This window comes from Achromobacter pestifer (genome assembly GCF_902859625.1).
In the GTDB taxonomy this organism is placed as follows: Bacteria; Pseudomonadota; Gammaproteobacteria; order Burkholderiales; family Burkholderiaceae_B; genus Achromobacter; species Achromobacter pestifer.
Genome location: NZ_CADIJX010000002.1, coordinates 363,293 through 385,687 on the forward strand (window position 1 = coordinate 363,293; position 22,395 = coordinate 385,687).

The 22,395-nt window shown below is 63.7% G+C and carries 19 protein-coding genes; 6 read left to right on the forward strand and 13 right to left on the reverse strand.

The window, feature by feature from the left end; genetic code table 11:
* The first annotated feature begins 478 nt into the window (after window positions 1-478).
* Both HV753_RS08495 and HV753_RS08500 read left to right on the forward strand, forming a co-directional pair.
* A complete protein-coding gene (locus HV753_RS08495; RefSeq protein WP_175174013.1) occupies window positions 479-1,228 on the forward strand; it encodes a response regulator transcription factor in 750 nt (249 codons plus the stop codon).
* Between the two features lie 355 nt (window positions 1,229-1,583).
* Window positions 1,584-2,246 (forward strand): helix-turn-helix transcriptional regulator, encoded by a 663-nt coding sequence (locus HV753_RS08500; RefSeq protein ID WP_175174014.1) that lies wholly within the window; start codon window positions 1,584-1,586, stop codon window positions 2,244-2,246.
* A 3-nt stretch (window positions 2,247-2,249) separates the two neighbouring features.
* Here the strand turns inward: HV753_RS08500 and HV753_RS08505 are convergent, their stop codons facing one another.
* From HV753_RS08505 to HV753_RS08565, 13 genes are all read right to left on the reverse strand, one after another.
* Window positions 2,250-3,512 (reverse strand): glycosyltransferase WbuB, encoded by a 1,263-nt coding sequence (locus HV753_RS08505; protein ID WP_175174015.1) that lies wholly within the window; start codon window positions 3,510-3,512, stop codon window positions 2,250-2,252.
* Window positions 3,509-4,069 carry a putative colanic acid biosynthesis acetyltransferase gene (locus tag HV753_RS08510; RefSeq protein ID WP_175174016.1) on the reverse strand — a complete coding sequence of 187 codons (561 nt, stop codon included), beginning with the start codon at window positions 4,067-4,069 and terminating at the stop codon, window positions 3,509-3,511. The genes HV753_RS08505 and HV753_RS08510 overlap by 4 nt, the downstream gene beginning before the upstream one ends.
* Window positions 4,066-4,953, reverse strand: coding sequence for a glycosyltransferase family 2 protein (locus tag HV753_RS08515; protein WP_175174017.1), 888 nt, complete (start codon window positions 4,951-4,953; stop codon window positions 4,066-4,068). Before HV753_RS08515 ends, HV753_RS08510 begins: the two co-directional genes overlap by 4 nt.
* Before the next feature lie 13 nt (window positions 4,954-4,966).
* Window positions 4,967-6,094, reverse strand: a complete 1,128-nt coding sequence (locus HV753_RS08520; RefSeq protein WP_175174018.1) for a glycosyltransferase — start codon at window positions 6,092-6,094, stop codon at window positions 4,967-4,969.
* The gene (locus HV753_RS08525; RefSeq protein WP_175174019.1) at window positions 6,087-7,391 is read right to left on the reverse strand and encodes an O-antigen ligase family protein; all 1,305 of its coding nucleotides are present in this window, start codon (window positions 7,389-7,391) and stop codon (window positions 6,087-6,089) included. Before HV753_RS08525 ends, HV753_RS08520 begins: the two co-directional genes overlap by 8 nt.
* A 12-nt stretch (window positions 7,392-7,403) precedes the next feature.
* A complete protein-coding gene (locus HV753_RS08530) occupies window positions 7,404-8,306 on the reverse strand; it encodes a glycosyltransferase family 2 protein (protein ID WP_175174020.1) in 903 nt (300 codons plus the stop codon).
* A gap of 22 nt (window positions 8,307-8,328) precedes the next feature.
* The gene (locus HV753_RS08535; RefSeq protein ID WP_175174021.1) at window positions 8,329-9,645 is read right to left on the reverse strand and encodes an oligosaccharide flippase family protein; all 1,317 of its coding nucleotides are present in this window, start codon (window positions 9,643-9,645) and stop codon (window positions 8,329-8,331) included.
* A gap of 32 nt (window positions 9,646-9,677) precedes the next feature.
* Window positions 9,678-10,640 carry a GDP-L-fucose synthase family protein gene (locus HV753_RS08540; protein WP_175174022.1) on the reverse strand — a complete coding sequence of 321 codons (963 nt, stop codon included), beginning with the start codon at window positions 10,638-10,640 and terminating at the stop codon, window positions 9,678-9,680.
* Window positions 10,641-10,646: 6 nt separating this feature from the next.
* The gene (gmd, locus tag HV753_RS08545) at window positions 10,647-11,756 is read right to left on the reverse strand and encodes a GDP-mannose 4,6-dehydratase (protein ID WP_175174023.1); all 1,110 of its coding nucleotides are present in this window, start codon (window positions 11,754-11,756) and stop codon (window positions 10,647-10,649) included.
* Window positions 11,757-11,766: 10 nt separating this feature from the next.
* Complete coding sequence (locus HV753_RS08550) at window positions 11,767-12,129, reverse strand: VanZ family protein (protein ID WP_175174024.1); 363 nt, start codon at window positions 12,127-12,129, stop codon at window positions 11,767-11,769.
* A gap of 76 nt (window positions 12,130-12,205) precedes the next feature.
* Complete coding sequence (locus tag HV753_RS08555) at window positions 12,206-13,636, reverse strand: mannose-1-phosphate guanylyltransferase/mannose-6-phosphate isomerase (protein WP_175174025.1); 1,431 nt, start codon at window positions 13,634-13,636, stop codon at window positions 12,206-12,208.
* A 5-nt stretch (window positions 13,637-13,641) separates the two neighbouring features.
* Entirely contained in the window at window positions 13,642-14,094 is a 453-nt protein-coding gene (locus tag HV753_RS08560) for a GDP-mannose mannosyl hydrolase (protein ID WP_175174636.1), read from the reverse strand.
* A 52-nt stretch (window positions 14,095-14,146) separates the two neighbouring features.
* Window positions 14,147-15,556 (reverse strand): undecaprenyl-phosphate glucose phosphotransferase, encoded by a 1,410-nt coding sequence (locus HV753_RS08565; protein ID WP_175174026.1) that lies wholly within the window; start codon window positions 15,554-15,556, stop codon window positions 14,147-14,149.
* A 244-nt stretch (window positions 15,557-15,800) separates the two neighbouring features.
* On the opposite strand from HV753_RS08565, the gene HV753_RS08570 reads away from it, so the two are divergent.
* The 4 genes from HV753_RS08570 to pgi all read left to right on the forward strand — a co-directional run bounded on the left by HV753_RS08570 (window position 15,801) and on the right by pgi (window position 22,384).
* Window positions 15,801-16,937 carry a polysaccharide biosynthesis/export family protein gene (locus tag HV753_RS08570; protein ID WP_175174027.1) on the forward strand — a complete coding sequence of 379 codons (1,137 nt, stop codon included), beginning with the start codon at window positions 15,801-15,803 and terminating at the stop codon, window positions 16,935-16,937.
* An 80-nt stretch (window positions 16,938-17,017) separates the two neighbouring features.
* Window positions 17,018-19,279, forward strand: a complete 2,262-nt coding sequence (locus tag HV753_RS08575; protein ID WP_175174028.1) for a GNVR domain-containing protein — start codon at window positions 17,018-17,020, stop codon at window positions 19,277-19,279.
* A gap of 20 nt (window positions 19,280-19,299) precedes the next feature.
* Complete coding sequence (locus HV753_RS08580; protein WP_175174029.1) at window positions 19,300-20,703, forward strand: phosphomannomutase/phosphoglucomutase; 1,404 nt, start codon at window positions 19,300-19,302, stop codon at window positions 20,701-20,703.
* A 13-nt stretch (window positions 20,704-20,716) separates the two neighbouring features.
* Complete coding sequence (pgi, locus tag HV753_RS08585; protein ID WP_175174030.1) at window positions 20,717-22,384, forward strand: glucose-6-phosphate isomerase; 1,668 nt, start codon at window positions 20,717-20,719, stop codon at window positions 22,382-22,384.
* The last annotated feature ends 11 nt before the right edge of the window (window positions 22,385-22,395 follow it).

Here is a 22,395-nt window from a genome sequence, read left to right on the forward strand (position 1 = left end):
TATCGTCAGATTGTTCATCAAAGATCCGTCATTCGTACCGCGGCGGGGGCGAGCCCTGGCGCGGTTTTTTTTTGACGGATTCGGGACTCAACCCCCGTCGTTTGGGCGCCTCCTCATCGTGAGGAAAGAAGGGAATCCCATAGGGAACGAAAGGAATCTAAGTAATAACCCTAGCGTCAAAAAGGCGGAGAGACTCATCTCATCCGTATTTACGAGAGTGATTAAGGCTAACGAATGATTTCTGTTTTTGTCGGATTATATCGCCCTGAAACGTCTTGATTTTGAGAGTTTCGGACCATAAGATGGGTTCATGCCATCCGTTATGTTGGCTACCAAAGTTGCCCAGCCCAAACGCCCCGGTCCAGCTTCATTAGATATTCCGGGAGAGTGCGGACCACCCACCGCGGGGTTGGAAAAAAAATAGTCTTCAGCACAGCGAAGATCCCTTCTAGGCCCGTCGTAAAACCGGGAGGACACCATGGCCAAGATGGTCCTGATTGAAGCCCATCCGCTATTGCGGTTGGGGTTGTGGCAGATACTTAGCAAGTTGGACGATGTGTGGGAAATCGAGGGGATGGGCCTGGCGGACTTGTCCAAGGCCGACGGCGCGCACGCGGGCGCCGATCTTCTGATCTACGGGTTGCCGGTGGATACCGACGAAGCATGGAGTGCATTGCACGAGATACAGCGTGTGCTCACCCCCAAGCGGATTCTGCTTTTGACCGACGTGATGCCGCTGCCCATGCCGGTGCAAGGGTTGCCCGGTGCAAGCGTGTATGGCTGCTTGATGAAGACCGCCTCGGTCGAGATTCTTGAAGCGGCGATACGCCTGGTCATGGCGGGCGGGCAGTGTTTTCCCAGCGAGCAGGCATTGCAAGCGCCGGCGGCTACGGTCTGCGCCTTGCCGTCTCGCGATGGCGAGGACGTCTCAGGGAAGGGCACGATGCCGGTCAGCGCCGGTGCGCAATTGCTTCAGATCACGCCGCGTCAGTACGAAGTCCTGGTGTTGCTGGCCAGGGGCTATCCGATCAAGACGGTCAGCCGGATGCTCAACATCTCGGTCGCGACCGCCAAGACGCACGCTTGCACGCTTTACCAGCGCCTGCATGTCAAGAACAAGGGCGAAGCGGTATACGCAGCGCTGCAACGCGGCGCGACCTTGGAATGGCATGAGCCCAATAGCAGGGACACGGATGCCGGGCAGCTCTTTGGGCGCAAGCTGGGGTAATAGCAGGTTGCGCTGCCTGCCCGGCAGCCTGGAACGCACAGGTTCCGTTGCTGCCGGGTTTTCATAGCCATCTTGGCTAAGGCGTAGATAGCAGTGTCCGCGAGCCTTCGGGACACGTCCTTCCTCCTCCAATCATCCTCCTGAACGAGATTCAGCGGACGTAGCCGCTGATAGCATGGGTTGTGTCCGCAAGCATGGGTTGAGAGCGCGAATCACAACGCCTCGCGATCAAAATCCAATAGCGCGGACGAGATTCCCGTTACGCCGGTGCGCCACCAGATCCTGCCTTTGCAGCGTGATGCGGCGACGTCGCGGGAACCGTGTATGGGCCATGCGTCACAAGGTTCTTCCCGGGATGACAACCGTACTGATCGAAGACTACGCTCTGCTTCGCGTCGCAATTCAGCATGTGCTGGAACGTGTTCGGAATGCCGACGACATCCTGGCCATTTCGCCAGCCCACTTGCTTAACATGTCCAGTTCCATCAACCGTCCAGTGGAACTTCTGGTCATCGGTTGCAGTGGCATGGCCGAGCAGGACATCGGGCTTATCTCCCAGTCGATGGCCTTCTTCATGCCCCGGCTGGTGTTGGTGCTGTACTCGGTGCTGGACCCGTCTGTCATGGCTATCTGCGCGCGAGCCAGCGTGGCGGGCTATCTGCCCAAGGCCTCCAGCCCGGATGCGCTGGCCGCCGCGGTCAGCCTGGTGATGGCCGGCGGCGAGTGCTATCCCCAGCCGGCGGGCCGACCTCACGGTGCGTCGCACGCGCCAGCCCAAGAACTACGCGAACTGACACAGCGGCAGGAAGAGATCCTGCAACTGCTGGTGCAAGGCAAGACGATGCGGGAGATCGGCCAGCAGGTCGGCATCTCCGTCGCCACGGTGAAGAGCCACGCGCGCACGCTGTATTGGAAGCTGAACGCGCGCAATCAGGCCGAGGCGGCCTATATCGCGGTGCAGATGGGATTGGTCAGAAGCGCCGGCATGCCTGTGCCTGGCAAGGCGGACAGCAGCTAGGGCTTAGCCGCGGCGGTCATCCGCGGGGACGACAGGGTTGCCCCGGGTCCCCACGATGGCCGCGAACTCGCGTTCGGCCGCGGCCAGTACCGCATCCACATGCAGATGGGTCAGTGCGTACTGGCGGGCTGCGGCCCCCAGCGTTTCGCGGGCCTGCGCATTGGCGCTCAGCGCACGTACGGCATCGGCCATGGCGACGGCATCCTCGGGGGGCGTGAGCAGTCCGCAATGGGCGACGACTTCAGCCAGTTCCGTGCCCGCCGCCGCGCCGCAAATGACGGGACGGCCGCTGGCCAGCATGCCGGTCAGCTTGGACGGCATCACCAGGTCCGCCGCGCCAGCGCGTTGTGGCAGCAGGTGAATGTCGGCGGTGTTCAGGAGCGCGCCCAGCCTGTTGGCCGGTTGCAGGTCCAGGAAGATGACGCGAGGCAGACCGTCGCAGGCGGCTTGCAGCGGCGCGCGCTCGGGGCCCTGGCCGCAGAACACGAACCATAGCCGGCTATCCGCGTTCAGTCGCCGCGCGACATCGGCCAGCGTTTGCAGGCCCTGCTTGCCGCCCATGTTGCCCGAATACAAGGCGACGATCGCGTCTGCCGGGATGCCGAGTTCGGCGCGGTAGTCGCCGCCGTCCGCATCGGGCGTGATGGCGTTGACATCGATCCAATTGGGCAACAGCACGGCGCGCTCGGGGGCCACGCCTTTGGCCAGTGCCAGATCCAGCATGCGGTGCGATATCGTCGACACGCGATCGAAACGGCGCATCAGCCAACTCTCGGCTCGCTTGACCAAGGCACGCATGCCAGCGCCCTTGAGCAGCCCCAGTTCAAATGCCGCGTCGACTTCGTAGTCCTGGATATGCAGCCAGGCGCGTGCGCCGCACAGGCGTGCGGTCAACCAGGCGGCGGGGGCGCAAAACAGCGCGGGTTCCACCACCAGGATCAGGTCCGGCCGGCCCGCGGCCGCGCGCAGCAGCGAGGGCAGGCTGGACACGGCGAAGCTGGCCAGGTGAATCAGGCGCTTGAGGCCCCCAGGGCGCGTCGGCACCCAAAGCGGCGCGCGGCGCACAGTGACGCCGCCCCGCTTTTCCTTGCGATAACGGCCTGCGCGGTAGCCATCGTGAACCTGCCATTGGGGGTAGTAGGGCGGGGCGGTCACGACGTTGACTTCGTGTCCGTGCGCGGCCAGCCATTCGGCCATTTCGGCGCTGTATTTGCCGATGCCCGTCAGTTCCGGCGCGTAGTTGATGCCATAGATCAGTATCTTCATTTCGACGTCGCCATGCGAGGGCGGACGGGCCGGCAAGGGTTGCCGTGACACACCATCGCGGGCGGCATGTTGCGAAATACTGAACTGCGCGCGCCCACCACGGCCTCGCGGCCAATGGTCACGCCCGGGCCGACGAATACATCCGTCGCCACCCAGGCGCCGTCCTCGATACGGACGGCGCGTTCGCGCAGGGGAAAATCCGCCTGCCCCGCGTCATGGTCGGCGGCACACAGATAGCTGCGCTGCGACACCACGGCATGCGCACCGATATGAATGGGGCCAAGGCTGTAGATCACGGCGTCGTCGCCAATCCAGGCGTAGTCGCCGATCTCCACCTTCCAGGGATAGGTGACGGTGGCCGTCGGCCGGATCAGCACCTTGCGGCCCACGCGCGCGCCGAAGCAGCGCAACAGCCAGCGGCGAAAGCCGTACGCCACCTGTGGTGACCATCGGAACAGCGTGCCCTGCACCATCCACCACACCTGCACCGTCAACGCGGAGCGGCCACGCTGGCCGGGGGCCAGCGCAAAGCGATCCAATTGCTGAAGTGCACTCATTTGGCGGCTCCTGCCACGGTGTCGGATTGCGGGTCGCTGGCTCGCGCTTGTCGCGCCTTTTGCAGCTCTTCGGTCTTGATGCGGATCTGCCAGTAGTACATGGCGCGCGCGACCGCGTAGTCATAGCCGGCCTTGCCATCCAGAAAGCCCAGGCGAAAGACGTAGGAGTGCAGGAACGAGATTGGCGCCTTGAAAGGCATGGCCTGGAAGATGCGCTTGAGCAACGCGCGCGCGCCGACGTTGGCTTCACGCGGGTCGTTCATCAACCCTTTGGTGCGCAGGTTGGCTTCCCAGTCCGAATAGCGGTTGTGCTTGTCGAAATAGTGGAACAGCGAATCGTGATCGTTGTGCACCATGCGTTGGCGCAGTGCAAAGGTCTCGCCCTGGACTTGCGGCTGATAGTGGCCTTCCACTTCCCACATATGGGCCACGTCCAGGTCGTCGTAGTCCAGGAAGCGCGACTGATCGCGCGCCAGCAGCGCCAACTTATAGACGCGGTGACCGTGTTCCAGCTTCTTGCCGCAGAACACGTAGTCGAACGGCACGAAGGCGCCGCCCGCGCCAGTGGCGAAGCGTGGCAGCACCTCACGGATCTCGGCGGCCAGCGCGGGCGTCATTTCCTCATCCGCGTCCACGTACAGCACCACCGGATGCGAGAACGGCAGTTGTTCCAGGCACCATTGCTTTTTCTTGGGGTACTTGCCGTTCCACTGGAAATTCGAGACGCGGGCGCCCAGGGCCGTTGCCATCGCGCACGTGGCGTCGGTGCTGTTGGAGTCCACCACGAATACTTCGTCGAACTCCACAAGGGCCTTCAGGCACTTGGCGATATTGCGTTCCTCGTTTTTCGTCATGACCACCACGGAAACCGGTATCTTCTGCATGATGCTGTCCTGTTCAAAGCGTGCCGCGTTGCATCAGCGGCTGGAATAACGCGATGACGTTGCGGCAATGCCGCTCTAGAGAAAAGGCGTCGGCGCGCTCGGGGCCCTGGGCGGCCAGTTGTTCGCGGATGCTGCCGTCGTAGGCCAGGCGGCGCACGGCATCGGCCAGCGCCGCGGCGTCGCCCACGGGCACTAGCAGCCCGTAGCGGCCCGCATCCAGAATCTCTGCCGGGCCGTGAGGACAGTCGGTGGAAATCACCGGCACGCCCAGGCACAGTGCTTCGACCAGCACATTGCCAAAGCTCTCGCGGATGGAAGTCAGCACGAAGGCGCCCGCACCCGCGATCACGGGGAAGGGGTTGTCGATGTGGCCGGCCAGGGTGACGGACGTGCGCGAGGCGCGCTCATCGATGCGCTTTTGCAGCGCCGCGTGCTCGGAGCCTTCGCCCAGGATGGTGAAGGCGATGCCCGGGTCGTCCAGCAGCGCGGCCGCGTCGACAAGCGTGGCATAGTCCTTCACCGCTTCCAGCCGGCCGACGGCCACCACGTGGTAGGGCGCGTTGCCGTCGTTGTCCTGGCGCCGGGCGCCTTGTCTGCGCACGTTGTCCAGCGGCACGCCGTTGTAGATGGTGTGCACCTTGCCGCGCAGCGGCGGAAACATGCTGACCAGGTCTTCCTTCACGCCGCGCGATACGCCCACCACGGCATCATGGCGGCGATAGGTCTGGCTGACCAACCAGAACTTCAGACGCCGCATTCGTGACGCGCCGTAATGGATGGCGGGGCTGCTGTGTTCAAACGCGACGGTCCTGAAGGTGCCGCCCAAGATCTTCTTGGCCAGCACGACCAGCATGTTGCACAACAAACCGTGCGAGCACACGATGGCGGGCTTGTCGCGCCGGATCTGGGCCAACAGGCGCAGGAAGGCCAGCGGCAGCATCAGCCTGAGCCGAGTGGGGGATTCGATGACGGGCAGCGCACGGGTGACCTTGGGGTTGCCGACCGGGTATTCGCGATTGCGCGAACGCAGCAGGAACAGGGCCGAATCGATACCCCGTTCCGGCAAGGCGTCCACGATGAAGGCAACGCATCTTCCGACGCCGCCGTGCAAGTCTGGCGCGACGAACAAGACATCAGGCATGGGGGAGTACTCGCGGTGGCGTCCGGCGCACGGCGTCCGGACGATGGCTGGAGGGGGACGGCGCGGTCGAAGCGTCCGCTTGAGGCACGGGCATGGTCTGGGCATTGCGCATCAGCGACAGGCAATAGCACAGCAGGAATCCGGTGAACGCGGTCTTGGGCGCATAGGCCAGCCCGCCCGACAGCGAATCGATGAAGATATAGATGGGCGCGGTCGCCAGCAGGTATCGCCGGTGCATCTCCAGCCCGGGATGGTGATACCGCCTGAATAGCGTCAGCAGCAGAATCAGCAAAGGCGGCAGCATGATCATGATGGTGCCGACCACGCCGAACTTCATCAGATAGAAGGCCCAGGAATTGTGCGCAAAGGTGCTTAGCTCAAAGCCGTTCTCGCCCATCACCCAGCTGCGAAACCCCGCGCCCTTGCCGAACACAGGGCTTTCGGCAAAGAAATCCATCTGCCCTTGCATCTCCTGGATGCGGGCGCCATAGCTGGAGTCCTCATCCAGTTTCTCGACACTGAAGATGCGGTTGGTCAGGACGTCCAGATAGCCGATGCTGGCGAAGACCAGCACGCCGGCGACGGCCGCTGGCGCGAAGACCAGCACGGCGCGTCGACGGATCTCGGGGCCGGAACCCAGCAGCACCGCGATGATCACCGACACCGCCAGCTGCAAGTACTGGCTGCGGTTCAGCGAGAACACCAGCGCCAGCAGCATGTACACCGTCAAGGCATAGGCCTTGGGCCCGGACACGTTCAGCGTGCGGCGGAAGTACAGCAGCGACACCACCCCGAACGGAATGGCCCAGACGCCCAACCGCACGTTGCGCAACGGATTGGACACGCTGAAACCCTGCAATTGTTCCAGAAGCATCAGCGTGGCGACGGCCAGGCAAGCCGCAACGATGTACTTCTGCAGCACGGCGTAGGCGGCGGGACTGTCGATGTCCTTGTAGCAAAGAAACGGCGTGCACAAGAAATAGAACACGATGCGCAGGTCGCGCGCCACGTCGCCCGTTTCGATGCCGGGATGGTGCGCCGATACCAACAGCAGGTAGATCACCGACATCGCTTGCAGGCCCAGCAGCGCACCCAGCATGCCGCGTGGCAATGCATAGGCGCTGGGTTCTGCCAGCCGCAGCGCCTTGACGATCAGCATGGCGACGAACAGCACGTCGAAAGGGGACAGCTTGAAGCTGCCCACCCCCAAGATGAAGCGGTCATCGTTCAGGGCCAGTGCGGTGAACGCAAACAGCCCCAGCAGATGCAGAGTGGAAAAACGGCGATGCGGGCTCATGTCGGCGTTGTCCTAGTGCGCGGCCCAGTCGTCGCGCCCGAAGATCTTCGTGGTCAGCTTCTCGAACAGGTAGGACAGGTCTCCCTGGCGGGCATGGGCGGCCACTTTCGATGCGCGGCAGGACAGTTCAAACAGACGGCCCATCCCGGGTTCCGTGCGCCGGATGCGGGTGACGATCTGTTCGCGCTCTTCCAGCAGCACGTCCTGCATCAAGGCCGTCTTGGTCTCGTCGTGCGCCGTATACACCCCCAGCGCGTCCGGCACGATCAGGTTCTTGCCTTCACGCAGCAGGCGGCTCCACAGTTCCAGGTCCATGCAGTAGCGCATGCTCTCCTGTAGCAGGCCATATTTGCGCAGCAGGTCGCGGCGGAAGATGGCGGACTGGTTGGGAATGGATGCCTTCACCACCGTCAACGTGCCACGATTGACCGGTGTGTAGTGGATCTTGCGGAAGATATGGTTGTTGGCATCGGCGACGAACAGGTTGCCGCTGACAATCGGCGCACGGCCTCGGGCCGCCGCCGTGCCCAGCTTGCGCAGCGCACCGGGGAAGTACAGGTCGTCGGAGTTCTGCCAGCCCACGTAGTCGCCGGTGGCGCGCTCGAACCCCTTGTTGATGGCATGGGATTGGCCGCGGTCTGGCGTGCTTTCCCAGTAAGTCAGGTAGCGTTCATACTTACGGATGATGTCCACGCTGCCGTCGGTGGAACCCCCATCGATGATGATGTATTCCAGCCGCGGATAGCCCTGGTTCAGCACGGACAAGATGGTGCGTTCCAGGAACTTGGCCTGGTTGAACGAGGGGGTCACGATGGTCACCTTGGGCAACAGGCCTCCGGCGATCGGCGCGGGCGGGCGGAGCTCGCGGACGAAGTCGATGAGCTGACGTGAGTACTCGTTATGACGCTTGCGCATGTAAGACCTCAACATGTAGGTGTTATCGGGTGGCCGCTGGCAATGCGCCCGGGAAGTCGGGGCGGGATTGACGGATGGCGAGAGCCACGCCGGCCAGCGTGATCGCCGCGTAGGCCATGCGGCCCCAAGCCGCGGCGTGTTCGCCCGCCGCGTGTACCAGTCCCGCCATGACGCATAGCATCGCCAGTCCGCCCAACCCGTTCAGGATGGCGACCGCGCGGGAATTCCCAAGTCCGAGCAGCGAAAAGTGCGCCGCGGCATTCAGGGACAGCAACCCCGACGCCACGATCAGCAAACGGAAGGTCGCAAGATGGCCGTTGGCCACGTTGTCGCCCAACAGCAGGTTCAGCAACGGATGGCTGACCGCCAGCACCGCCAGCGTGGCGCTGGCCGACAGCACCAGATTCCACAACATCATGCGGCGGATCTCGCGTTCTGCCGCGCCCGTGGAGGGCGGCGACACCGACAGTCGGCTGACGCGCGGCATGGCTTTCTGGAAGATCGCCACCGCAGCGGTATGAATGATCTGCCCGACCTGGACGCCGACCGTATAGATTGCCAGCGCTGCGGGCCCCATCAGACTGCCCACCAGCACGCGGTCCACCGATCCGAACGCCAGCGCGCTCAGGCTGTTCAGCCAGGACCAGCGAGAGAACTTGAAGGCGTCCATCATGGCGCTGCGATCGCGCACGGGGCGCACCAGCACCCGGCCATAGGCGCGGGAGAACACGCGCATCTTCACGGTGCCTGCGACCAGCAGTCCGACGGCTTGCGCCAGACCTGTCCAGGTGGGCGAGGCAGTCAGCCAGGCAGTGGCGCAGGCCAGCGCCATCGTGCCCGTGCGGCTGAAGACTTCGCACAACGCCGTGGCGCGAAAATCCTCGCGTCCTTTGAGGCAGCCCGAGAAGAGCTGGTCATATTGCTGCGTCAGATAGATGGCCAGCGCCGGCATGGCCAACAACGTCACCGCCACGCCGCCGAAGGTGGCGGCGGGCCAGCCCAGGCCCACGACAGCCCACAGCAGCACAGCGGCCAGCGTGACCACGCCCAGCGCGCAGCCAATCAGCGACATGCTGACGCCCGCCGCGCGGTAGGCGCCGCCGGGTTCGTGCATCCGCTCGGACACCAGCTTGGTCGCGGTGACGGCCGCGCCCAGGTTGGCGGCATTGCCGAATCCGGCCAGCGCGATGATCATCGAATACTGGCCGAAGCCCACCGTGCCCAGTTGGCGGAACAGGATGGGCAAGGCGATCAGCGCCGCGACAGGGCCGATGCCATATTCCACCAGCCCCCAGAAAGAAGCATTGCCGGCGATGTGTTTCCTGACGAATCCAAGCATCGGGTAGCCTGTGGTTCATGCTGGCGCGGCCTTCAGGCCACGGGCAGCGCCTGTTGGGTTTGGTCGGCGCGTTCACGCAGAAAGTGCCCATAGGCCAGCGTGATGCCGTCGGTCAGAGAGATCTCGGGCTGCCAGCCCAGCGCCTGCACGCGCGAGGAATCCATGAGCTTGCGTGGCGTGCCGTCCGGCTTGCTGGTGTCGTGGACGATGCGCCCGCGGTAGCCCACCACGCGCGCGACCAGCGCTGCCAGGTCGGCGATGGCGATGTCCTTGCCCGCGCCGATGTTGTAGATGCCTTCGGCGTCGGGGTGCTCCATCAGCATCACGCAGGCTTGGGCCAGGTCGTCCACGTACAGGAACTCGCGCAACGGTGTGCCGGTGCCCCAGATGGTCACGCTTTCCTGGCCGGATTCCCGGCCCTCGTGGAACTTGCGGATCAGCGCCGGCAATACGTGGCTGCTATGCAGGTCGTAGTTGTCGTGCGGACCATACAGGTTGGTGGGCATGGCGCAGATGAAACGCGCGCCGTGCTCGCGCTGATAGGCCTGGCACAACTTCAGCCCCGCGATCTTGGCGATGGCGTACGGTTCGTTGGAGGATTCCAGCGGGCCGGTTAGCAGGGCGTCTTCACGGATCGGTTGCGGCGCATCGCGGGGGTAGATGCAGGACGACCCCAGGAACAACAGCTTGCGTACGCCGGCCGCGTAAGCGGCGCGGATGACGTTGCACTGGATCATCAGGTTTTTGTACAGAAAGTCGACCGGATGATTCTGATTGGCCAGGATGCCGCCCACCTTGGCGGCCGCCAGGTACACCACGTCGACCGGCGTGGTCGAGAAGAAGCGATGTACCTGGTTCTGGTTTTCCAGGTCCAGCTCGGCCCGGCCACGGGTCAGCACGTGCGGATAGCCGCGGCGGTGCAGTTCGCGGGTGATCGCGGCGCCGACCATGCCGCGATGGCCGGCGACAAACACGCGTTGGTCCAGGTTCGTCATGGCGGACTACTCCTTGTAGGCGTAGATTTCGTAGCCGTTCTGTTCGACCAATGCGTCGCGGCGCGCATCTTTCAGGTCGCTCTCCACCATCTCTTTGACCAGTTGCGCAAAGGTGGTGCGCGGCGACCAGCCAAGTTTTTCCCGTGCCTTCGTGGGGTCGCCCAGCAAGGTTTCCACTTCGGTCGGGCGGAAATAGCGCGGGTCGACGCGCACGATGACCTGCCCCGGCTTGATGTCATGGACGGGCGAGAACAGCACGGTGGCCGTCTCTTCCAGTCCTTCGCCTTCCCAGGCCAGCAGGATGCCCAGCTCGCGCGCCGCCGTATTGATGAACTCGCGCACGCTGTATTGCATGCCGGTCGCGATGACGTAGTCCTCGGGCGTGTCCTGTTGCAGCATCAGCCACTGCATTTCCACGTAGTCGCGGGCATGGCCCCAGTCACGCAGGGCAGACAAATTGCCCAGGTACAGGCATTCCTGCAAGCCCAGCACAATACGCGCCAGTCCGCGAGTGATCTTGCGGGTGACGAAGGTCTCACCGCGCTTGGGCGATTCATGGTTGAACAGAATGCCGTTGCAGGCGTACATGCCATACGCCTCGCGGTAGTTCACGCTGATCCAATAGGCGTAAAGCTTGGCGGCGGCGTAGGGGCTGCGCGGGTAGAAGGGGGTGGTTTCCTTCTGCGGCGTTTCCTGCACCAAGCCATACAGTTCCGACGTGGAGGCCTGATAGAAGCGCGCTTTCTCCTCAAGCTTCAGGATGCGGATGGCTTCCAGCAGGCGCAAGGTGCCCAGCCCGTCGGCATTCGCCGTGTACTCCGGTTCCTCGAACGAGACCCCCACATGGCTTTGTGCCGCCAGGTTGTAGATTTCGTCTGGTTGCACCGATTGAACAATGCGGATCAGGCTGCACGAATCGGTCATGTCGCCGTGGTGCAACACGAAATTTCGCGGTTGATCGTGCGGATCCTGGTACAGGTGATCGATGCGCGCGGTATTAAACAGCGAAGCACGCCGCTTGATGCCGTGGACCTCATAGCCCTTGGCCAGCAGGAACTCCGCCAGATAGGCCCCGTCTTGGCCGGTAACGCCGGTAATCAGTGCCCGTTTTGGCATGGTTGTGTCCTTAAGACTTAGTGACTGCACGAAAGGAGCCGAAGGCTGCGGAACCAATGTGCAATGAGATTACTGTTGCACCAGCCGCCAAGATATCGGCCAAAAGGTCTAAGAGTTCAGCCTGTCGATAGGGAAAAAAGGACTGGATTGATTCATCCAACGCACCCAATGCGGTAGCCGACAGCAGGGCCACCAGCGCGGGGCGCCGGTTGACCGACACGTAGACTAGTCCGGTCAGGAAGGCGTAAGCCGCCAGGTGCAACCGCTTGTCGCCGAAGGCATCGGACATGTCCGCGGCCAGGCCGGGCAGGTTGCCCACGGTCACCAGGACCAGGAAGAACAACCCGGCTATCGGCAGGCAGATGCGCGCCATTCCCGGCCGCCAGAAGGGCGCGCTACCGTCAGGCAGTCCCCGGGCAAAGGGCGCCTCCTTGGGAGGCGTGCCCTTTTCATACCCGGCCATACATGTCCTGGAATCGCACGATGTCGTCCTCGCCCAGATAGGCGCCGGATTGCACTTCGATGATCTCCAGCGGGATCTTTCCCGGGTTCTCCAGGCTATGGACTTCACCCAGCGGGATATAGGTCGACTGGTTCTCGGTCAGCAGGTATTGCTTGTCGCCGTTGTAGATGCGCGCCGTGCCTGACACCACGATCCAGTGTTCGGCCCGGTGGTGGTGCATCTGGGACGACAGCCTGGCGCCGGGCTTCACCGTGATGCGCTTGACCTGGTAGCGCGGCCCATGGCCCACCGAGTCGTAAGACCCCCACGGGCGCTGCACTTCGCGGTGGTGGTTCAATTCCGAGCGGTGCTGGGTCTTGAAGATCTCGACCAGGCGCTTGACGTCCTGCGACCGGGACTTGTGGGCCACCAGCACGGCGTCGGCGGTTTCGATCACCACGATGTCGTCCAGCCCCACGGAGGCGACCAGCCGGCTGGTCGAATGGATCAGGCAGTTGCGCGAGTCCTCCACCATGACGTCGCCCGTGGTGGAGTTGCCTTCGACCGTCTTTTGGGCGATGCCCCATACCGCATCCCAGGCGCCCACATCGCTCCACGAGGCCGCCAGGGGGATGACGACCGCGCTGTCGGTGCGTTCCATGATGGCGTAGTCCATCGAATCGCTGGGGCAGGCCTCGAACGAGGGGCCGTCCAGGTGAAACAGCGCGTTTTCGCCGTGGCCCGTGGCCACGGCGGCCTGCACCTGCTCCAGGATCTTCGGCGCCAGCCGCGCCATCTCCGACAGGAAGACCGACGCCTGGAACGCGAACATGCCGCTGTTCCAGTAGTAGCCGCCGTCTTCGATGAAGCGCTGCGCGACTTCCGGCGACGGCTTTTCGACGAAGCGGCGTACCCGGCGGGCAGGCGCCATTGCGCCCGGTTCTTCGGCCTGGATATAGCCGTAGCCGCTGAGCGGCGCGGTGGGGGTGATCCCGAAGGTCACCAGCGCGCCCTGGCGTGCGGCCTCGTAGGCGTCGGCGAACGCGGCGCTAAGCACCTCGCCGTCCTCCAGCACGTGGTCCGACGGCATGATCAGCATGATGGGGTCTTCGCCGTCCTGCATGGCGCGCAGCGTGGCCGCAGCGATCGCAGGCGCCGTGTTGCGTGCAAACGGCTCCAGCACCACTTCCACATCCTTGATGCCCAGCTCCTGCGCCTGCTCCGCCGCAATGTAGCGGTGGGCGTCGTTGCAGACCAGCATCGGCCTGGCCTGGGCGCCGGCCGAAGCCAGTCGAAGCAAGGTGTTCTGCAACAGGCTGCGGTCATCGGTCAAACGGATGAACTGCTTGGGCAGCAGCTCGCGCGACAACGGCCACAGGCGCGAACCGGAGCCGCCGCAAAGAATGACAGCCCGGTAGGGGGGAGGGGGATTCGTCATGGCGCTCACTCCTTGAAGTAGGCCTGGGTGTACGGATGCACGCCGGGGTCGGCGGCGATCTCGTCCGCAGGCAGCCAGCGATAGCTCTGATGCTGGGCCTGCGGAAGGCTTGCGATGTCCAACGAAAGCTCGGCCTCGTAGGCGAGGACGACGTAATGGGTGGAGCGTCCGGCTTCACCCGCGAAATTGGTGCCATAGAAGTGTTCGTACACGCCGCGCGGGGTCCAGGCATCGGCCGCGATGGGCAGCCCGAGCTCTTCGCGGGCGATGCGGTCCAGCGCGTTGCGCAAGGACTCGTTCTTGCGGATGCGGCCGCCGGGCACGAACCAGGCGCCTCGGGCGGGCGGATTGGTCCGCAGACCGGTCAGGTAGCGGCCATTGATGTCGCGCAGCAACAGGTCAATGGACACCAGTGGCAGCATTTCCACCGCCTGGCGGAAATCGGCGCGCGCCAGCATGCCGCCACGGACGGCATGCGCCTCGGTGTGGGGGCCGGGCCATCCCAAAGGCTTAGTAGACATTGCGGCCCGTCCATCCCGACACGGCCGTGCGGGCGATGATCAGCAGGTCCATCCGGAACGTCCAATGCTGGATGTAGTAGATGTCGTGCTCGACGCGATCGCTCATCTTGCGCAGCGTGTCCGTCTGTCCCCGGAACCCGTTGATCTGGGCCCAGCCCGTGATGCCCGGCTTGACCCGATGGCGCATCATGTAGCGCTGCACCAGGTCCTTGTACATTTCGTTGTGCTCCAGCGCATGCGGCCGAGGGCCGACGACGGACATATCGCCCATCAGCACGTTCAGGAATTGCGGCAACTCATCCAGACTGGTACGCCGCAGGAAGCCGCCAATGCGGGTGATGCGCGCGTCGTTGCGGGTCGCCTGCGTGACCGTGCCATGCTCCTGATGCAGGGTCATGGTGCGGAATTTGTAGACATGGAACACCTTGCCGTCCACGCCCAGCCGCGGCTGGGTGAAGAAAACGGGGCCGCGCGAGGTCAGCTTCACCAACAGGGCGATGGACAGCATCACCGGTGCCAGCCCGGCCAGCGCGCACACGGCGAATCCCCGGTCGAACACTTCCTTGGCCCAGCCGCGCACGCCGGCGGCCGGCAGGCTGTTGAGCTGAATCGCCGGCAAGCCCAGGAATTCACCGATGCGGTGGCCCAGCAACTGAATCGACATCACGTCGGGGATCCAGCGGATATCCACCAGGTCGTTACGCAGGTGGTAGAGCACTTCCCGCAATTCCTGGCCCGCCTCCATCGGAAGCACGATCCAGATCTCGCGCACCTTGTGTTCATGGACGAAGGCGTGCAGGTTGTCCAGATCGTGCAGACGGCGCACTTGCGGCGGCAGGCTTTCATGGGGTTCGGCGTAGATGCCGGCCACTTCGTAACCCGCGCCCCGGAATCGCTCAACGCGCCGCCACAGGTCATGGCCCAGTGCGCCAAATCCCACCAGCAAGACGTTCTTCTTGTTCAGCCCGCGGTCGCGTGCGGCGCCCAACACCGCATAGACGGCGATGCGCACGCCGGCCAGCGTCAACGCGGCCATGCCAAACCAGGTAGCCGCCCATAGGCGGGATATCGCGGCGGTCTGATGCATGAGAAAACTGACAAGAATGCCCAGCGCGAACACCGTGGCCCAAGCCATCAGGCTGCGCACGACCAGATCGGTCAGCAGGCGGCCCCGCCACGACACGTACAGGCGGAACGCCGGGAACAGGGCAATCACGCCCAAGCCGCACAGGTAGATCAGGAACAGATGAATCTGCGGCGGGTCCGCCAGAGCTTCGTCCGAGAATTTCAAACCGGTGGCGGTCAGGCCGCAGGTGATGACGATCGCGGCGTCTAGCAGGCGGTACAGATAACTTGCTCCGCCGAATCTTGCCGACGTGTCCGTGTTGGACGGGTCCATCGCGCACTCCTGTTCGTGGGGAGTCTTCTTGCGGCCGGGAAAAAAACGATGCAGTGCCGCAAAACATGTGGCTACCGACGAAATCTTATTGAGTGCCAGGCGTACCCGAAACCTCCAAACGATGTAGGAGAAGGCTTAGGACATCCGTCGAATGTGCGGGGCGTGGAAAAGAGAGTGGAATGTCGCAACCCGTTACGCATCGGGCTCCATTCCAAGCAACGAAGTCATTCACAGTGGATTTGCCATGACGACATTTTTCGGAACGTTGAGCCGAGCCATCGCCGCTATCGCGCTCGTGTCCTCGCTGGGCGCCTGCGCCCTGTCTCCCGGTATGACCTTTGACGCCAAACACCTCGTCGATCCCCTGGATCCGAACTCCGTGGCGCAGATCAAGGAAATCACGCCGTCCCTGGTTGTGGACGACCTGCGCGCCCGCATGGCGCTGATCGACAACGATGGCGTGGATCGCCTCGTTGGCAGTGTCGAACCCTATCGCATCGGCGCCGGAGACATCCTCTCCATCGTGGTGTGGGATCACCCCGAGCTCGTCCTTCCGACGCAAACCTACGCCATCGGAACAGGGGTGACCGAACTAATCATGGGAGATACCGCCTCGGGCATTCCGGGCTATACGGTCTCATCCTCTGGATATATCCAATTTCCCTATACAGGATTGCTGAAAGTGGCGGGGTTGACGGAACTTCAGGCGCGCAATCTCATAGTGAATAGTTCCGGCAAGTACATCCAGGATCCGCAGATCACGGTGCGCGTGCTGGGCTATCGCAGCAAGCGTGTCTACGTCGAAGGCGAGGTCAAGTTGCCGGGCACGGTTGCCATCAACGACATTCCGATGACTTTGCTTGAAGCGGTCAACCGCGCGGGCGGTTTATTGCCCACCGCAGACCGCAGCGCCGTCTATGTGATTCGTGATGGACGCCGTACGCGGGTGAACTTGCCGGCGCTGATCGAACGTGGCCAGGACTTGAATCAAGTGATGCTGAAGTCGGGTGACATTGTGCGCGTGACGCCACGCGATGACAGCAAGATTTTCGTGATGGGCGAAGTGTTCCTGCCCACCACGGTAGTGATGCGTGACGGACGCATGTCGTTGACCGAGGCGCTGGGCATGGCGGGAGGACCGAACCAGCTCACGGCAGATGCGTCGCAAGTGTTTGTGGTCCGCAGCACCGAGCAGGCGACGCCATTGGTGTTCCATCTGAACTCCAAGTCGCCGCAGGCGCTGGCGGTAGGAGCGAAGTTCGAGTTGGAACCCAAAGACGTCGTGTTCGTGGATACGGCCGCGCTGGTGCGGTGGAACCGCTTCATCAGCAACCTGTTCCCGAGCGCGCAAACGGTACAGACCGTGAAATCGATCAACTAGTCCGACTTTCGGGGCCGCAGGCCCTAAACCACGCCTTTGGGGGGCCGCAACCGCGGCGGCGCCCACGTCTGGAGAGCTGCATGTCGTTGCCTATCGAATCATTCGAGCCGAACGTCCCGGCTCGACAGCAGGAAACCCCGTTGTCCTCGCATGTGGACGCCATCGTATCGAATCGGTGGATGATCATCGCGATCACCTTGCTTGCCTTCTTTGGCGCGTTGGCCTACGTGATGGTGACGCCCTCCGTGTATTCGGCCGACATCATCGTCCAGGTCGAAGAGGAAATGCCCAATGGTCAGGCGCGCAGCCTGCTGGGCGATGTCTCCGCCATGTTCGACACCAAGGCAGAGACCTCCGGCGAAATGGAAGTGCTGCGTTCGCGCATGGTGGTGGGACCTGCCGTCGACAAATTCCTGCTGTACATCCACGCCAAGCCCCGTTATTTCCCCGTCGTGGGCGAATGGCTGGCGCAACGCTATGAGGCATTGCCGTATCCGTCCAGCCTGCCGCGCGGCGGGTATGCGTGGGGCGGGGAGTCCATTGCGATCTCGCAATTGGACGTGCCCAACGAATGGCTGGGCAAGCCCTTTCGCGTGACCACGCTGGGCGAAGGCCGATACACGCTGACCGACAAGTTCACGGGCGCCACGTTCAACGGCACGGTCGGCAAGCCACAGCACTTCCTGTTGCCCGGCGGTGGTGCGATGGATGTGCATATCGATGCGTTGGCGGGCCGCCCCGGCACGGAATTCACGGTATCGCGCAGCTCGCGCCTGGCGGCCATCGAAGACGTGCAATCTCATCTTGGCATCTTCGAGCGCGGCCGCGCGTCGGGCGTGATCGGCGTCTCGCTGGAGGGCAATGATCCCGCGCTGACCACTGCGGTGCTGAACCAGATCGGCCAGGAATACGTGCAGCAGAACGTCAACCGGAAATCGGCCCAGGCCGAGAAGTCGCTGACGTTCCTGGAGCAGCAGTTGCCCATCCTGAAGGGTGAGCTGGACGCGGCCGAGACCAAGTACAACGCCCTGCGCAACAAGCGCGGCACCATCGACCTGAGCGAAGAGGCCAAGCTGATCCTGGCGCAATCGGTGGACGCGCAGACGAAGGTGATGGAACTGCGTTCCAAGCGCCAGGAACTGATCACGCGATTTGCGCCGACCCACCCCAGCATCGTGGCCATCGACCGGCAGATTGCATCGCTCAGCGGCGACGTCAGCCGTATCGGCAACACCATCAAGCAACTGCCCGACCTGGAACAGGACGTGGTGCGCCTGGTGCGCGACGTGCGGGTCAATACCGAGCTCTACACGGGGCTGCTGAACAATGCGCAGCAACTGCGGCTGATCCGCGCCGGCAAGGTGGGTAATGTGCGCATCCTGGATGCCGCGGTGCAACCCGACCGCCCCGTGCGTCCCAAGGCCGCCATCATCGTCGGCGTGGCCACGGTCATCGGCCTGATCTTCGGCATGTTGTGCGCCTTTGTGCGCAACGCGCTGTTCGGTGGCCTGTCGGAACCCGAAGACGTTGAACGCTACACGGGCCTGCCGGTGTTGGCCGCCATTCCCTACAGCGACTTGCAAGACAAACTGTGGCGCCGCAGCCGCCGCAAGAGCGCCACGGTGCCCGCGCTGCTTGCTCAAAGCCAGGGCAATGCGCCGCCCATTGAAAGCCTGCGTTCCTTCCGCAATGTGTTGCAGGCGTCATTGCGCCAGTCCGCCAACAACATGGTCATGTTCACCGGCCCGGTGGCGGGCGTGGGCAAGTCGTTCCTGTCGGCCAACTTTGCCTTCATCCAAGGCGGCGTGGGCAAGCGCGTGCTGCTGATCGACGCTGACTTCCGCAAAGGGCAGTTGAACCGCTATTTCGGCGTGCCCAAGGAGGACGGATTGTTTGAAGTGCTGTCGGGCACGATTCCGCTGGCGCGCGTTCGCAAGCACAGCGTGTCCGAAGGCGTGGACTTCATTGCCACGGGCGCCGTCACCTTCGATCCTTCCGAACTGCTGGCGTCTCCCGTGTTTGGCGCCACCCTGCGCGAGCTGGCCTCGCAATACGACATGGTGATCCTGGACACGGCGCCCGTGCTGTCCTCGCCCGATGCGGCGGTGGTGGGCACGCACGCGGCGGCGGTCATGGTGGTGGTGCGCAGCGGCATGAACACCGTGGGCGAGATCCGCGAGACTGCCAAGCGGCTGATCCAGGCCGGAGCGCCGGTGGACGGCGTGCTCTTCAACGGACTCAAGCTGATGCCGGAGCGCTTTGGCTTCCGGTCCAAGTACGGGAGCTATCGATACTCCCGTGCGGCGTATTACGGTGACCTAAAACAGAACGGCCCCAAATAACGCCACCCGGAGAAACTGGCATGCACGGAACTTTTGGCTGGGATACCCCGCAAATTCTGGATGCGGTTTTCAAGGCTTACGACATACGCGGCACGGTGCCGGATGAAATCGATGCGCGCTTCGCCCACAGCCTGGGCATGGCCGCCGGCACCCGGGCGCGAGAGCTGGGTGCACGCTCGATGGTGGTGGGCCGCGACGGCCGGATCAGCAGCGTGGAATTGGCCGCGGCGCTACAGGCAGGGCTGCGCTCGGCGGGCGTGCATGTGATCGACATCGGCATGGCGACCACGCCGATGGTGTATTTCGCCACGCGCCTGATGGACACCGGGGCCGGCATCGCCGTCACGGGTAGCCATAATCCCCCCGCGCACAACGGCTTCAAGATCGTGCTGGATAGCGCATCGCTGTATGGCGAAGGCATCACCGCCTTGCGAGATGCGATGCGCTTGCCGATCGAATCGGCCCCCGTGGCGGGGGGGCGCACACAGATGCACATTCAGCCCTGCTACGCCGCACGCTTGATTGGCGACATCCGGATGGCGCGTCCGATGAAGATCGCCATCGACTGCGGCAGCGGCGTGGCCGGCGCGGTGGCGCCGGCGCTGTTCCGGGCGCTGGGCTGCGAAGTGACTGAACTCTTTTGCGAAGTGGATGGCTCGTTTCCCGGCCACCATCCTGATCCTGCCGATCCGCAGAACCTGCAAGACCTGATCTATTGCCTGCGCTATTCCGACTGCGAGGTCGGCTTGGCCTTCGACGGCGATGGCGATCGGCTGGGCGTGGTCACCAAATCCGGCCAGATCATCTGGCCGGATCGGCAACTGATCCTGTTCGCGCGCGACGTGCTGGCGCGCAATCCGGGCGCCGAGATCATCTATGACGTCAAGTGCAGCCGCCACGTGGCGCGCGCCATCGTCGAGGCTGGCGGCAAGGCCACGATGTGGAAGACCGGGCATTCACTCATCAAGGCCAAGATGCGGGAGACGGGCGCCCTTTTGGCCGGCGAGATGAGCGGCCACCTGTTTTTCAAAGAGCGCTGGTACGGCTTTGACGATGGCATCTATGCCGCAGCCCGGCTGTTGGAGATTCTGTCGTCGGCGCCGGACCCGTCGGGCTTGCTGGAAAGCCTGCCGCAATCCTGCGCCACCCCCGAAATCAAGCTGGACACCGCTGAAGGCGAACAGTTCGAACTGGTGGAAAGACTGCGAGCGCAGGGGGAATTCCCTGGCGCCGTGTCCATCAACGATCTGGATGGCGTTCGGGTGGACTATGCCGACGGCTTCGGCCTGGCGCGTCCGTCCAACACTACGCCAACGGTGGTTTTGCGTTTTGAAGGAGACACCGTGGCCGCATTGGCCCGTATCGAGGAGGACTTTCGCACTGCGTTCCGGCGCATTGCACCTCATGTTCGTTTACCGTTCTAAGGAGCATCACGCGATGGGTAAGGCCAACTATGCGATTGAGGCGTTAAGGGCGAACTCCGGCCTGGCGCACAGCCCCGAGTGGCAGGCGTTTGCGCAATCCGCGCAGAATGCCGGATTGGATGCCGGCACGTTGAAAGTGATCGAGGCGGCAGGATTGTGCGTGGACCTGACCATGCAACGGCAGTCGCCGGCGCTGGAGGCGGCAGCGTTGAATCTGCTACAGGCGCGCGGCGTGGCGGATGCGCGCCATGCGTTGTTCGCGGGTGATCCCGTCAACTGGACCGAAGGCAAGCCCGCCTGGCATACCGCGTTGCGTGCTGGGCGTACCCGTGAACAGCCGGACGGCCAGGATGCGGATTCGGTTTGCGAATACTCGCGCATGACCGATTTCGTTCGCAAAGTGGACCAGACGGCGGATTTTTCCACCGTGCTGCACATCGGCATCGGTGGCAGCGACTGGGGCCCCCGGCTGGCCATCCAGGCGTTCGGCGGTCCTTCGCAGCGCCGTCAGATCCGTTTCGTGTCGAACATCGACGGCCATGCCTTTCATGATGCCGTGGCCGGGCTGGACCCCCGCCGCTGCCTGGTGGTGGTGTCGTCCAAATCCTTCACCACGTCCGAGACCCTGCACAATGCGCGGGCGGCCATCGCCTGGCTCAAGCAGGGCGGCGTCGCCGACGTGTCCGAGCATCTGGCCGCGGTTACCGCCAATGCCCCGGCCGCGCGCGCCCTGGGCGTGCCGACAAGCCAGGTGTTCAAGATGTGTGACTGGGTGGGCGGCCGCTATTCGGTGTGGTCGGTGGCCGGCCTGTCGATCGCGTTGACCGTGGGCGCGGATGTGCTGATTGGCATGCGGGCCGGCGCCGAGGCCATGGACCAGCATTTTCAGCAAGCGCCGTTCGCCTCGAATGCGCCGATCCAGCTGGCGCTGGCCGGCTTGGTGAATTGCAGCGTGCTGGGCCACAACTCGCTGAACATCGCGGCCTACAGCGCACGCTTGCTCCACCTGGTGACCTATCTACAGCAGTTGGAAATGGAATCGCTGGGCAAGCGTGTCGCGGGCGACGGCGCGGCAGTCGGCGTGCCGACGGCCCCCATCATCTGGGGCATGCCGGGCACGGACGGACAGCACACGTTCTTCCAATGGCTGCATCAAAGCGAGGATGGGGCGCCCGTCGACTTCATCGCCAGCCTGCAAGGCCATGCCGACAGCCCCGATGCGCACCGCATGCTGCTGGCCAATTGCCTGGCGCAGCGCCAAGCGCTCTTGCGCGGAAAGTGCCTGGAGCAAGCGCTGCTGGACGTGGCCCATATCGACGACCAGGAGCGCGCGCTGAGCCTGGCGCAACACATGGTGCATCCGGGCGGACGGCCGTCGACGCTGATCGTCTTGCGCCAACTGGACCCGCGCGGGCTGGGCGCGCTGCTGGCGCTGTATGAACACAAGGTGTTTGTGCAGAGCGTGGTCTGGGGGATCAATCCCTTTGATCAATGGGGCGTGGAGCTGGGCAAGCGCCTGGCCACCGGCATCGAACGCGAACTGGCGGTGCCGGTATCGGCGGGCGTGGTGGACTGGGGCCACGACGCATCCACGTCGTACTGGATTGACCGCTATCGCGGCCACGCCCAGGCGCCGCGGCCGCGGCATGCATGGGTGCCGGGCATGGCAGCGCATCTTTGACGGAGGCGGGC

Bases quoted from the DNA above. Each gene is read 5' to 3' on its own strand.
- HV753_RS08495 (WP_175174013.1), top strand. From the start codon at position 479: ATGGCCAAGATGGTCCTGATTGAAGCCCATCCGCTATTGCGGTTGGGG.
- HV753_RS08500 (WP_175174014.1), top strand. From the start codon at position 1,584: ATGACAACCGTACTGATCGAAGACTACGCTCTGCTTCGCGTCGCAATT.
- HV753_RS08505 (WP_175174015.1), bottom strand. From the start codon at position 3,512: ATGAAGATACTGATCTATGGCATCAACTACGCGCCGGAACTGACGGGC.
- HV753_RS08510 (WP_175174016.1), bottom strand. From the start codon at position 4,069: ATGAGTGCACTTCAGCAATTGGATCGCTTTGCGCTGGCCCCCGGCCAG.
- HV753_RS08515 (WP_175174017.1), bottom strand. From the start codon at position 4,953: ATGCAGAAGATACCGGTTTCCGTGGTGGTCATGACGAAAAACGAGGAA.
- HV753_RS08520 (WP_175174018.1), bottom strand. From the start codon at position 6,094: ATGCCTGATGTCTTGTTCGTCGCGCCAGACTTGCACGGCGGCGTCGGA.
- HV753_RS08525 (WP_175174019.1), bottom strand. From the start codon at position 7,391: ATGAGCCCGCATCGCCGTTTTTCCACTCTGCATCTGCTGGGGCTGTTT.
- HV753_RS08530 (WP_175174020.1), bottom strand. From the start codon at position 8,306: ATGCGCAAGCGTCATAACGAGTACTCACGTCAGCTCATCGACTTCGTC.
- HV753_RS08535 (WP_175174021.1), bottom strand. From the start codon at position 9,645: ATGCTTGGATTCGTCAGGAAACACATCGCCGGCAATGCTTCTTTCTGG.
- HV753_RS08540 (WP_175174022.1), bottom strand. From the start codon at position 10,640: ATGACGAACCTGGACCAACGCGTGTTTGTCGCCGGCCATCGCGGCATG.
- gmd (WP_175174023.1), bottom strand. From the start codon at position 11,756: ATGCCAAAACGGGCACTGATTACCGGCGTTACCGGCCAAGACGGGGCC.
- HV753_RS08550 (WP_175174024.1), bottom strand. From the start codon at position 12,129: ATGGCGCGCATCTGCCTGCCGATAGCCGGGTTGTTCTTCCTGGTCCTG.
- HV753_RS08555 (WP_175174025.1), bottom strand. From the start codon at position 13,636: ATGACGAATCCCCCTCCCCCCTACCGGGCTGTCATTCTTTGCGGCGGC.
- HV753_RS08560 (WP_175174636.1), bottom strand. From the start codon at position 14,094: ATGCTGGCGCGCGCCGATTTCCGCCAGGCGGTGGAAATGCTGCCACTG.
- HV753_RS08565 (WP_175174026.1), bottom strand. From the start codon at position 15,556: ATGGACCCGTCCAACACGGACACGTCGGCAAGATTCGGCGGAGCAAGT.
- HV753_RS08570 (WP_175174027.1), top strand. From the start codon at position 15,801: ATGACGACATTTTTCGGAACGTTGAGCCGAGCCATCGCCGCTATCGCG.
- HV753_RS08575 (WP_175174028.1), top strand. From the start codon at position 17,018: ATGTCGTTGCCTATCGAATCATTCGAGCCGAACGTCCCGGCTCGACAG.
- HV753_RS08580 (WP_175174029.1), top strand. From the start codon at position 19,300: ATGCACGGAACTTTTGGCTGGGATACCCCGCAAATTCTGGATGCGGTT.
- pgi (WP_175174030.1), top strand. From the start codon at position 20,717: ATGGGTAAGGCCAACTATGCGATTGAGGCGTTAAGGGCGAACTCCGGC.